This is a genomic window from Leptolyngbya sp. PCC 6406 (assembly GCF_000332095.2).
Taxonomy (GTDB): Bacteria; Cyanobacteriota; Cyanobacteriia; order Phormidesmidales; family Phormidesmidaceae; genus PCC-6406.
The window spans coordinates 4,431,678-4,441,792 of record NZ_KI913949.1 but is presented as its reverse complement, the minus strand read 5'-3'; the positions used below and the strand labels follow the sequence as shown (position 1 = coordinate 4,441,792).

At 54.3% G+C, this 10,115-nt stretch carries 10 protein-coding genes; 5 read left to right on the top strand and 5 right to left on the bottom strand.

Annotation, left to right across the window (positions count from 1 at the left end; translation table 11 throughout):
- Nucleotides 1–235: hypothetical protein (locus LEP6406_RS34445; protein ID WP_225886582.1), on the bottom strand; the 235-nt coding region annotated here is incomplete at its 3' end.
- Nucleotides 236–257: 22 nt separating this feature from the next.
- Between LEP6406_RS34445 and LEP6406_RS0219750 the strand changes: the two genes are divergently transcribed.
- The 3 genes from LEP6406_RS0219750 to LEP6406_RS0219740 all read left to right on the top strand — a co-directional run bounded on the left by LEP6406_RS0219750 (nucleotide 258) and on the right by LEP6406_RS0219740 (nucleotide 2,936).
- Complete coding sequence (locus LEP6406_RS0219750) at nucleotides 258–1,151, top strand: M23 family metallopeptidase (RefSeq protein WP_008318349.1); 894 nt, start codon at nucleotides 258–260, stop codon at nucleotides 1,149–1,151.
- 74 nt (nucleotides 1,152–1,225) lie between these two features.
- Entirely contained in the window at nucleotides 1,226–2,008 is a 783-nt protein-coding gene (locus LEP6406_RS0219745; RefSeq protein ID WP_008318351.1) for a hypothetical protein, read from the top strand.
- A 91-nt stretch (nucleotides 2,009–2,099) separates the two neighbouring features.
- Nucleotides 2,100–2,936: a histone deacetylase family protein gene (locus tag LEP6406_RS0219740; RefSeq protein WP_008318352.1), complete on the top strand. Its 837-nt coding sequence runs from the start codon at nucleotides 2,100–2,102 to the stop codon at nucleotides 2,934–2,936.
- A gap of 62 nt (nucleotides 2,937–2,998) precedes the next feature.
- On the opposite strand, the gene LEP6406_RS28960 is transcribed toward LEP6406_RS0219740, so the two are convergent.
- The 4 genes from LEP6406_RS28960 to LEP6406_RS28940 form a co-directional block, all read right to left on the bottom strand.
- Nucleotides 2,999–5,179, bottom strand: coding sequence for an EAL domain-containing response regulator (locus tag LEP6406_RS28960; protein ID WP_008318354.1), 2,181 nt, complete (start codon nucleotides 5,177–5,179; stop codon nucleotides 2,999–3,001).
- 6 nt (nucleotides 5,180–5,185) lie between these two features.
- A complete protein-coding gene (locus LEP6406_RS30540; RefSeq protein ID WP_225886580.1) occupies nucleotides 5,186–7,540 on the bottom strand; it encodes a PAS domain S-box protein in 2,355 nt (784 codons plus the stop codon).
- Nucleotides 7,541–7,624: 84 nt separating this feature from the next.
- Complete coding sequence (locus LEP6406_RS28950) at nucleotides 7,625–8,161, bottom strand: aspartate/glutamate racemase family protein (protein WP_008318357.1); 537 nt, start codon at nucleotides 8,159–8,161, stop codon at nucleotides 7,625–7,627.
- A gap of 198 nt (nucleotides 8,162–8,359) precedes the next feature.
- Nucleotides 8,360–9,232, bottom strand: a complete 873-nt coding sequence (locus LEP6406_RS28940; RefSeq protein WP_225886704.1) for a PDDEXK nuclease domain-containing protein — start codon at nucleotides 9,230–9,232, stop codon at nucleotides 8,360–8,362.
- A 225-nt stretch (nucleotides 9,233–9,457) separates the two neighbouring features.
- Between LEP6406_RS28940 and LEP6406_RS0219710 the strand changes: the two genes are divergently transcribed.
- Together LEP6406_RS0219710 and LEP6406_RS0219705 are read left to right on the top strand one after the other, a co-directional pair.
- The gene (locus LEP6406_RS0219710) at nucleotides 9,458–9,679 is read left to right on the top strand and encodes a hypothetical protein (RefSeq protein WP_008318365.1); all 222 of its coding nucleotides are present in this window, start codon (nucleotides 9,458–9,460) and stop codon (nucleotides 9,677–9,679) included.
- Nucleotides 9,676–9,999 (top strand): type II toxin-antitoxin system PemK/MazF family toxin, encoded by a 324-nt coding sequence (locus LEP6406_RS0219705; protein WP_008318367.1) that lies wholly within the window; start codon nucleotides 9,676–9,678, stop codon nucleotides 9,997–9,999. Before LEP6406_RS0219710 ends, LEP6406_RS0219705 begins: the two co-directional genes overlap by 4 nt.
- Nucleotides 10,000–10,115: the final 116 nt, after the last annotated feature.

Below are 10,115 nucleotides of genomic sequence, written 5' to 3'. Positions count from 1 at the left end.
CTAGGGCGTTGGCGATGATGCCGGGGGTGGGGAGGGTGTGGGTGTTGGGGTGTTGGGGTAAATCCCGTAGGGGCAATCCCTTGCCTGTCCTGAGCGGAGCCGAAGGATGGTTGCCCTTGTCGCCGGGTGATCGGTATTGGGGTATTGGGGGGTGATCACCGTAGGGGCGCGGTTTCCGCGCCCAATTCCGTGACCAATGCAGGGGGTGACAGGTTGGGGAACGGGTATGGAACATCTTTAGGGCATGACCTTTGGCTATGACTAGGGCGCGATCGCATATTTTAACCCTCCTCTTTTGGGGGGGAATAGCCTTGGGACCGATGGCGGCGATGGCTCAGGAGGCGGTGACGGATCTGTGTCCAGTGCCTGCGCTGGAGCGGGTGCAGACCCATCGGGTGGCGACGGGGGAAACCCTAGACGCGATCGCGGCCCGGTATAACCTGCTGGCGGCGACATTGATTGGCATGAATCTACCCCTAGAAAGCGGCACCGTTAGGCCGGGGCAGGTGCTGCGGGTGCCCCCCTTTAACGGCATTGAGGTGATTGTTCCCGCTGGCAGCAGTTGGGCTGATCTGGCTGCGACCTATCAGGTGCGGGCGGATGTTCTGTTTGAAATCAATGGCTGTCCCTTAACGCCCCCCCGGCGTATCTTTGTTCCTGGAGTGAACTGGTTTCCGGGGGTGGAGCACACCCCGCGTCCAGAATCGGGGGGTAATGCCTTAGGAGGCAATCCCTTAGGGGGCTATCCCTTAGGTGCGATCGCACCCATCGTCACCAGTTTCGGCTGGCAGCCCCACCCCACCGAAGATCGCCTCGTGTTTAACAGCGGTATTACCCTAGCTACAGATCCGGAAGCCCCCGTCCTCGTCGTAGGGCCAGGAACCGTAGCCTTTGCCGGGGATCATGACACCCTGGGCACCCTGGTCGTGGTGAACCATGCCCAAGGCATCCAGACTCGCTACGGTGGGGTGACCGCGATTCAAGTCCAGGTGGGAGACACCGTGACCAAGGGGCAAACCATCGCCCAAGTGCTCCCCAATCCTGATATCCCCGACACCGCCTATCTCTACCTTGAGGTCCGCACCAATTCAGAGCTAGGTTGGGTGGCCCGTAATCCCGGCGACTATATTGAGGATCTAGCGGTACGCTAGGAGCAGAACCATGCTGACTGGCGCAGCAGCGGGTGAAATCCTAAAATGTGCCATAACGCTCGCCGGATTTTCCCATGACAGGCCAGCCTCCAGAGTCTTCCTCCGCCAGCCGCACCAGTGCTGTTCCCCACCCAGCCTTGGATCCGGTTTCCCCTGCCCTCTTTCAACATCGGCAATTTTGGCTGCGCCTCGCGGCCTACCGTCCCCTGCTGGTGCTGGGGGGCATGTGGATACTCTTGATGGCGATCGCCCTGGTGGCCTACAACCGTCTGGTCTACACCGGATCCCAACCTGCTCCCTCTTCAGCCCCCGCCCCTGCCCAAGGGCGCACCGCTACTTCAGGGGCGGAAACCAGCCCCAATCTGGCCGACAGTCCTGAGCTAGGGACGGAAAATTCCACGATAAACACCTCCGTGGCGGAAGACCCTGGGCTATCGGGCTGGTCCATTGCCGCCCTCGTGGTGCTCTGTGCTGGAGGCTGCTTTGTAATCTCTCAGCAGGTACAAGCACCACCCCGAGCTCGCTCCAAACCCCGCCGCCGCCCAGTTGAGCCGCCCCCTGCTAGACCAGCTCCTGTAGCCGCTACCAAGGCCCCTCCCAAACGGCTAGAGCCCTATAACGCCTTCACCGCTCTCCGTTCCCCAAACCCACCCCTGAGGAATCCGATTACGGCCTCCAGCGCTTCTCGGGCTAATCCTACCCCGGCCTCTACCGCAGCGACGACAGCGATGACAGCGACGACAACAGAGGCGACGGTAGTACCACCCCATGCCACAACCCCGGTGGATTGGCCTGAGGGTAGCTTGGTGAATACAGTAGATGTGCGCCAACGGCGATCCCTGTCTTCGTTCCTCTAGCCTTCTGCGCTCTGGCCCTGAATTGCCCTCTTTCTGCGTTGTCTACCATCCTGACTATGTGGCTCCTCTGCCCCAAGGGCATCGGTTTCCCATGCCTAAATTTGGGCTGTTGCGGGATCTGTTGCTGCGGGATGGTGTCGTGGGGGTAGACCAGATCTACCAACCTGGTGCGCCTCTGGCAGATTGGCTCCAACGGGTCCATACCCCCGCCTATGTGACAGCCTATTGTCAGGGCACCCTGGATTCCCAGGCCCAGCGACGCATTGGTCTGCCCTGGAGCCCCAACTTGGTGCGCCGCACCTGTACGGCGGTGGGGGGGACGATCTTAACGGCAAAGCTGGCTCTGAACTACGGTCTGGCCTGCAATACGGCGGGAGGTACCCATCATGCCTTCCCCGACCATGGGGCAGGATTTTGTATTTTCAACGATCTTGCGATCGCAGCCCGCATTCTCTTAGATCAAAACTTGGTGCAGCGCATCTTGATCGTGGACCTAGATGTGCACCAAGGGGATGGGACTGCTTGGATTTTTCGGGATGATCCCCGTGTCGTGACCTTTTCGATGCACTGCGCGGTGAACTTTCCTCGGCTCAAGCAAATCAGCGATCGCGATGTGCCCCTACCGGAGGGCTTAGGGGACGAGGACTATCTACGCCAGCTCCAGACCCATCTACCGGATCTGCTCAGTCAGGTGCGCCCCGATCTCGTTCTCTATGACGCTGGCGTCGATACCCACCAGGGCGATCGCCTCGGCAAGCTGGCCATGACCAATACGGGCCTCTATGAGCGCGATCGCTGGGTGCTCAAAACCTGTATCCAGGCTGGGTATCCCGTGGCCTGCGTCATTGGCGGCGGCTATGACGACAATCTGTCAGCCCTGGTGTACCGCCACTCCCTCCTATTTCGGGCCGCAGCCACCGTGGGCTAAACCCTATCTAGAAATCGGGCATCAACTTAAGCCGAGCCAGGTTGGGCAACCCAAAGAAGGTTTCATCGGCCCCCAGACTCCCCGGCCCTCCGTCGGTTGGCAGTCTTCAGCTTGAGCGCTATGGTAGCCCCATCGGTGGCCCTGGCAAACAGGTGGCCTTGACCATACTCACAGCCCAAATCTTGCAGAATATCTCGCTGCTGAGGGGTTTCGATGCCCTCGGCGGTCACCGCCATGCCCAGGGTATGGCAGAGTCCTACCATAGCCCGCACAATGGCGAGTTTTCCAGCATCAGTGCCGATGCCTTGGACAAAGGAGCGATCGATTTTGACAATATCAATGGGGAATTGATGTAGATAGCTGAACGACGAATAGCCGGTGCCAAAATCATCCAAGCAAATTTGCACGTTGAGCTCCTTGAGCTGCTTGAGCATAGCTGCCGCTTCTTTAGCATTTTCAATAAATACGCTCTCGGTAATTTCTAGCTTCAAATGGTGACCGCTGAGGCCGGTGTCTTGCAGAATGCTGGCGAAGGTCTCTACTAGATTCTTTTGGGTAAAGTGGTTGCTAGATAGGTTGACATTGATCGACAGGGTTGGGATCGACAAGGTTGGGGTTGGGTCGGTGCTGTTGGCTCGTCTGACCAAGGGGTCATCGGCTAAGACCCAGGCCCCGACTCCCAACTGCTGCCAGACTTGTAGCTGCTGGCAGGCTTCCCTAATCACCCACTGATCAAGGGTGGTGATAAGGCCCATATCTTCCGCTAGAGCAATGAACTGGTCTGGATACATCAGCGCCTCGTCGGGCTTTTGCCAGCGCACCAGGGCTTCTAGGCTGGTGACCTCGTGGGTGACCAAAGAAACGATGGGCTGGTAATGCACCACAAGTTCGTCATGGGCGATCGCACTACTCAGGGCATACTCTCGCTGCATGAGTTCAATGGTCAGACCATGCATGAGCGTGTCGAAGAGCTCGTAGTTACCGCGCCCCCGCGCCTTGGCCCGATACATGGCAATATCGGCATCGCGCAGGAGATCGGTGATCTGCTCGTAGGGAATTGAACTCAGCACGATGCCAATGCTGGCGGTGATCAACAGTTCGTGGTGGCCGATTAAGAAGGGGGGTCTGAGTTCGCTTAAGATGCGCTTGGCGGTGCGACAGACGAAGGCCACATCGGTAATGTCTTCTAGCAGTACGGCAAATTCATCGCCGCCAAAGCGGGCTACGGTATCGATGCTGCGCAGCTGGGTCTGCAATCTAGGAGCAATCGCCATCAATAACTGATCGCCAACTAGGTGTCCCAGGGTGTCGTTAATACTTTTGAAGCGATCGAGATCAAGCAGCATCAGGGCAAAGCCAAACTCAGGCGATCGCTGCGCTCGATCGACGGCCTGCTGTAGGCGATTTAGAAACAGGGCGCGATTGGGCAGTTGGGTTAGGGGATCGTGCAGGGCGTTGTGTTCTAACTGAGCCTCCATGCGCCGCTGTTCGGTGCTGTCGCGCACCACCATTACAGCCCCCTCTAGTCGGCCTCGGTCGTTGTAGATGGGGGCGGCGCTGTCGGCGACCGGAATTTCATCCCCATGCTTGGTAAGCAGCAGCGCGTTCTCAGGTAGATATACCGTATGGTTTTCGTGTAGCGACTTCAGCAGGGGATTGTCGATTAGATTGCGCGTCACCTCATCTAGAAAGTGAAAGACTTCTACGGGGGATCGCCCAATGGCCTCAGCTTGAGACCAGCCGGTCAGGGTTTCGGCTACCGGATTCATAAACTTAATCAGGCCCCTGGGATCGCTGGCGGCAACCCCTTCGCTAATGCTGTTCAAGACAGCCAGTAGCCACTGGCGATGTTCTTTAATGGTTTTTTCGAGACTGTGTTTGTAGAAGGTAATCTCGATATTGGCACGCAGTTCTCTGGCCTCAAAGGGTTTGAGAATGTAGCCAAAGGGTGTGGTCAGGCTAGCCCGCCGGAGGGTTTCTTCATCGGCGTAGGCGGTTAAATAAATCACCGGAATATCTAGGGCTTCAGTGATGGTGGCGGCGGCGGTAATGCCATCTACGGTGTCATTGAGGTGAATATCCATCAAGACAAGGTCGGGGTACAGCTCTAGGGCGGTTTGAATTGCCGCCTCGCCGGAGGTGATGATCTCAGGCACCTCATAACCCATATCAACCAGCGTCGCCTGTATATCCATGGCGATCACGACTTCGTCTTCGACGACCAAAATGGTCTTCTTCTCCATAGGTTCCTACGCCGGAAACACGATTTGAAAGGCAGAGCCGACGGCCTGGGGCACAATCGCAACCTCTCCCCTAATCTGTTTGGTCAGATTTCGCACTAGGCTTAGGCCCAAGGAGGACACACGCGCCAGATTAAGGTCATCGGGCAGACCAATACCATTGTCTCCCACCCGCAGCAAAACTTGGTGGTCGGGTCTGAGGGAAGCCATGATAGTAATTTCGCCTGCCCTGCCTTTTGGGAAGGCGTACTTGAGAGAATTTGACATCAGCTCAGTGAGAATCAGGCCGCAGGGCAGGGCTGTTTCGATGTCTAAACTATAGGGCTCAATCTCTAGCCGCAGGGCAATGTGATTGCCGCTAGCGTGGTAGGTCTCAAGCAGACTGTAGGCCAAACCGTGGATATAGTCGGCCAGATCGATGCGGGTGAGATCTGGCGATTTGTAGAGCTTTTCGTGTATCAAGGCCATGGCTCTGATCCGGCTTTGGCTATCGCGCAGTACCGAGAGAGCCACCGGGTCAGACACTTTGCGAGCCTGGAGGTTGAGCAGGCTACAGACCACTTGCATGTTGTTTTTGACTCGGTGATAAATTTCCTTGAGCAACAGTTCTTTTTCTTTCAGAGATGTCTGGAGCTTTTCTTGGAATTCTTTGCGATCGCTAATGTCCTGCTGCACCGCCACCAGTACACTGCCATATTCAGGATGTTCAAATATTGAAGTAGTCGCGCTACACCAAAAGGGCGTGCCGTCTTTTTTGACATTGTGCACTTCGTAGGTGGCTTCTAGGTTTTCTAGAACCGCCTGACGAATGGCCTGATTCACCGCTTCGGCTCCGGCCTCATCGTTGGCATAGTTGACGATCGACACATGCCGCCCTTCTAGCTCACCGGGGTCGTAGCCAAACATCTGTTCAAACTTGCGGTTGGCGTAGGCAATCATGGCGTTGTCGGCTCTGACCACACAGATGCCCTCGGCCATGTTGCGGGTGATCACCGCCTGAAATTCTTGAATTTGCTCAGCCCGTTTGCGATCGCTAATGTCGAGCACCACCCCCAGCATACGAATCGGCTGCTGGTCAGCGTCATACATACCCCGCCCCCGCCCTACCAGCCACCGCAGGGTGCCATCAGGATAAAACACCCGGTACTCGGTTTCGTAATCGGTGTGCTGGTGCAGGGCGTCTTGCAGAGCCTGCTCAACCCGGTCTAAATCGTCGGGGTGAATCGCGCTGCGCCAGCTCTGGTAGGGGTCATCGGTGCTGTTGGGGTCTAGACCCAGCAGCGTAAAGTGATTGTCATTCCAGACCACAGTATTCTGCCGCACGTCCCAGTCCCAGGTGCCGATGTGGGTAAATTCGAGGGTGAGTCGCAGTTGTTCTTCGCGGCGCGCCAGGGTCTCTTCGGCCTGCTTGCGCTCGGTAATGTCTTCCAGAATGTACGAAAACCGAGGATGCCCGCTGGGGCTGCCCACAATGGGGCATACGCTGCCCGCTAGCCAGCATCCCTGGGCGGGAGAATTGTCTTGGTAATATTCAAACCGCACAGGAGCTTGGGTGCGTTCTGCTTCGCGGTAGTAGGTGATCCAGCGCTCAATGGTGTCTCTAGAGACTCCCAAATCACTGGCAAACCGATTTTGCATTGCCTGGGGGGAGATGCCCAAAAATGAGGCGGCAGCCCCGTTGTCAGAAATATGCAGAATATCGCCGTCACAGAGTTCGACAACACCCATGGGCATGGCGGCACTGTCGAACAGGCTGCGCAGAATCGATTTGCGCTGACGCAGATCGGCGTTGATCTCAGAAAGTTCGGCGGTGCGCTCAGCCACCCGCTGCTCCAGCTCGACTTTAGCTTGTTGCAGGTCGTTTAGGGCCTGCTGGCGCTCGGCCTCAATGCGTTTGCGATCGGTCACCTCTTCGCACACAATGCTGATGCCGATGATGCGATCGCCGTCCTTCAGGGGCCAAAAACTCTCGACCCAGGCCCGCTGCACACCGGGCTGGGCTGGGGTCTCGCCCCTAACCTCAACCTTGAGCAGCGGTTCGCCCGTTTCGAGAATGGGGCGCAGCATGGCTTCGGCTTGGTCGGCCAAATTGGGCAATAGCTCGAAGACAGTATGGCCCAGGTGGGCTTCGACCGATAACCCATTCATTTCCGCCAGCCGCTGGTTGACCCGCACAAAGCGCAGCTCACAATCCAGCACCCCCAGACCAATGGGGGCCGACTGGTAGATGGTTTCAATTTCGGCCAGTTGCCGCTGCTGTACTTGCTTCTGGCTGGAAGAATTGGACAAACTATCGATCTGGGCCATGGCTATCTCCCTAGCGATCGCAAAGATCGCCTTCATGAAGCGGGATTGGGATTGCACCGTAGTTGGCCCAGATGGCTAGGCTGTTGCTCTGAGCTACCTTAATTATCCCCTAGTTGAGTGTTGAGTGCTCTCCAAACCCAGCTAACCTTTACCTAGGCGTTGTTGCATAAGCGATATAAATTTAGATGCGATATAAATGACTTGATGCACGACCTCTCGCTCTTCGTCACTTGGAATCAGCACCTCTAGCCCATGTTTCTCCACTAGTCGCCCGCGATAAAAATCCTCCTCCATTGTAAAACGAGTGCCCAACAAGCCTACCTTTAAAATGCCGCTGGGCTGCACCTTCTGAGCCGTGGCATCCGCAATATGGAGAAACGGAATTTGAATATTCGCCTCTATCTCGTCTGCGAGCTTATGCATAGTATTTGTGCAGAGAACTACAAAATCTGCTCCTGCTTTTTCAATGCTTTGCGCGGCTAAAACCATCAAATCTGCGGCTTCTTGCCAACGATTTTGATGTTGCAAAGTCTCGATTTCTGCAAAGTCCACTGAAAACATTACGCTCTTAGCCGAGTGTAATCCCCCAAGTTTGCTCTTGGTGACTTCATTAATGATGCGGTAATACTCAATCGAAGACTCCCAACTCATTCCTCCGATTAATCCAATCGTTTTCACAGTGCCTCCTAAATGATTAACAAAGGATTAACTAGATGCTACCTACAAGCTCATGGCTGAAGATCAAGAGCGCGAAACAGAGGCTTTAGCGTGGGCTGAGGCTCTGATTGGGGACGATGTTACCAACAATCTGAATCGTTCCGGTGCAGCGGTTTTTTGGGGCGGATGACAGAATCCTAGACCGATTAAATTTTGAATTCACGGCTCCTCTTTAGCTACAATTAACTCGTAGAACTCATTCAGTTTTCTTCGTAGAACTTCCTTGGGAATCAGCTTGATTTCGTACTCGGCAACGACAGTAGGGCTTACGGAGCGACTGAGAGCGTATTCAACAACTTCATCATCTTTGTCGCGGCAAAGCAGAACACCGATGCTGGGATTTTCATGAGGTTTCTTGAGGTCGCGATCAAGGGCTTCAAGGTAGAATTCTAGCTGCCCGAGGTATTCGGGTCTAAATTTATCGACTTTGAGTTCAAAAGCAACAAGGCATTGAAGTTCGCGGTGGAAAAAGAGTAGGTCAACGAAGAAGTCGCTGTTGCCAACCTGGAGACGATATTCTTGTCCGAGAAAAGTGAAGTCCCGTCCAAGTTCGAGGATGAAGTCTTTGAGGCAGTAGACGAGGGCAGTTTTCAGGTCGTTTTCGGAGTGGCTAGGAGGCAGGTTAAGGAAATCCAGGACGTAACTATCGCGAAAAACTCCAGTTAGTGGTTTAGGGTGAACGACTTGTGCGAGTTTGGTATCGGCAAGGCAAGTACGCTCAAAAATACCACTATTGATTTGACGATCAAGTTCACGAGTACTGTATCGCTCCGCGACCGCAAGCTCAAGGTAAAAAAGGCGCTCAGCTTCAGTCTTGCAACGTGAAATAAGGATCGAATGGTGAGTCCAGCTTAATTGTGTCAGCAGTGATGACACAATTTCAGAATTGGGATAGGTTTCATAAAATTGGCGCATTCTATACAGATTACGCTTTTCAAACCCCTTGATGCCAGGTTCTTGAGATTGTATAAAGACTGCAAGTTGTTCGATTGTTTTTTGACCCCATTCACTGCTTACTAGGCGCTCACTGATGTATTTACGGCTCTTCCGGATCTATGGTGAGAATTGTGCAAAAAGATACAAAATGCTGCTCGATCAACGGCTGAAACTTAGTTGCGGCACGGCATAAGATTATCTTATCAGCGCAAAGCCGGAAGACCCCAATCGTCAAAGTAGTCATGCCAAGCCTCCAACAGTGCTTGAAAGAGGTGATATGCTTTACGTATGCGTGTACGTGTACGTACAAAGGGGAAGGTGATGCATAAGAAGTTGACAATCAGTATTGACGAAGAGGTATACGACGGCTTGTATGCAGTGGTCGGGAAGGGGGCTATTAGTCAGTTTATTGAAGATTTGTTACGCCCTTATGTTGTCAAGGATGAACTAGATGCTGCCTACAAGCTCATGGCTGAAGATCAAGAGCGCGAAACAGAGGCTTTAGCGTGGGCTGAGGCTCTGATTGGGGACAGTGAAAAATGAACAGAGGTGAAGTGTGGTGGATTAATTTTGATCCGTCAGTCGGGGGCGAAATCAAGAAAGAGCGACCCGCAGTTATTGTCAGCAACAATGCTGCAAACCGTAATCTTAACCGAGTTCAGGTTGTGCCGATAACTAGCAATGTGTCTCGAATGTACCCAAGTGAAGCAATGGTAACTCTGCAAGGTCGTCGAGGGAAGGCAATGGCTGATCAACTGACAACTGTTTCTAAGCAAAGAATGAGTAAGAAGGCAGGGGAAATAACTTCTGAAGAAATGACTGCTGTAGAATTGGCAATCCGAGTACAGCTTGGGCTGAGATAACGGTAAAGTACAGCGGCAGTAGACGGCCACTACAATTAGCGGTTAGGTTTTTAGGCGGACTCCACATATAGGGTATGACCGGGTAATATGTACCCTACAAGGCTGGCTTCCAGGAA

Excerpts from the sequence above, each read along its gene's own strand:
- LEP6406_RS0219750 (WP_008318349.1), top strand. The coding sequence starts at position 258 with ATGACTAGGGCGCGATCGCATATTTTAACCCTCCTCTTTTGGGGGGGA.
- LEP6406_RS0219745 (WP_008318351.1), top strand. The coding sequence starts at position 1,226 with ATGACAGGCCAGCCTCCAGAGTCTTCCTCCGCCAGCCGCACCAGTGCT.
- LEP6406_RS0219740 (WP_008318352.1), top strand. The coding sequence starts at position 2,100 with ATGCCTAAATTTGGGCTGTTGCGGGATCTGTTGCTGCGGGATGGTGTC.
- LEP6406_RS28960 (WP_008318354.1), bottom strand. The coding sequence starts at position 5,179 with ATGGAGAAGAAGACCATTTTGGTCGTCGAAGACGAAGTCGTGATCGCC.
- LEP6406_RS0219710 (WP_008318365.1), top strand. The coding sequence starts at position 9,458 with ATGCATAAGAAGTTGACAATCAGTATTGACGAAGAGGTATACGACGGC.
- LEP6406_RS0219705 (WP_008318367.1), top strand. The coding sequence starts at position 9,676 with ATGAACAGAGGTGAAGTGTGGTGGATTAATTTTGATCCGTCAGTCGGG.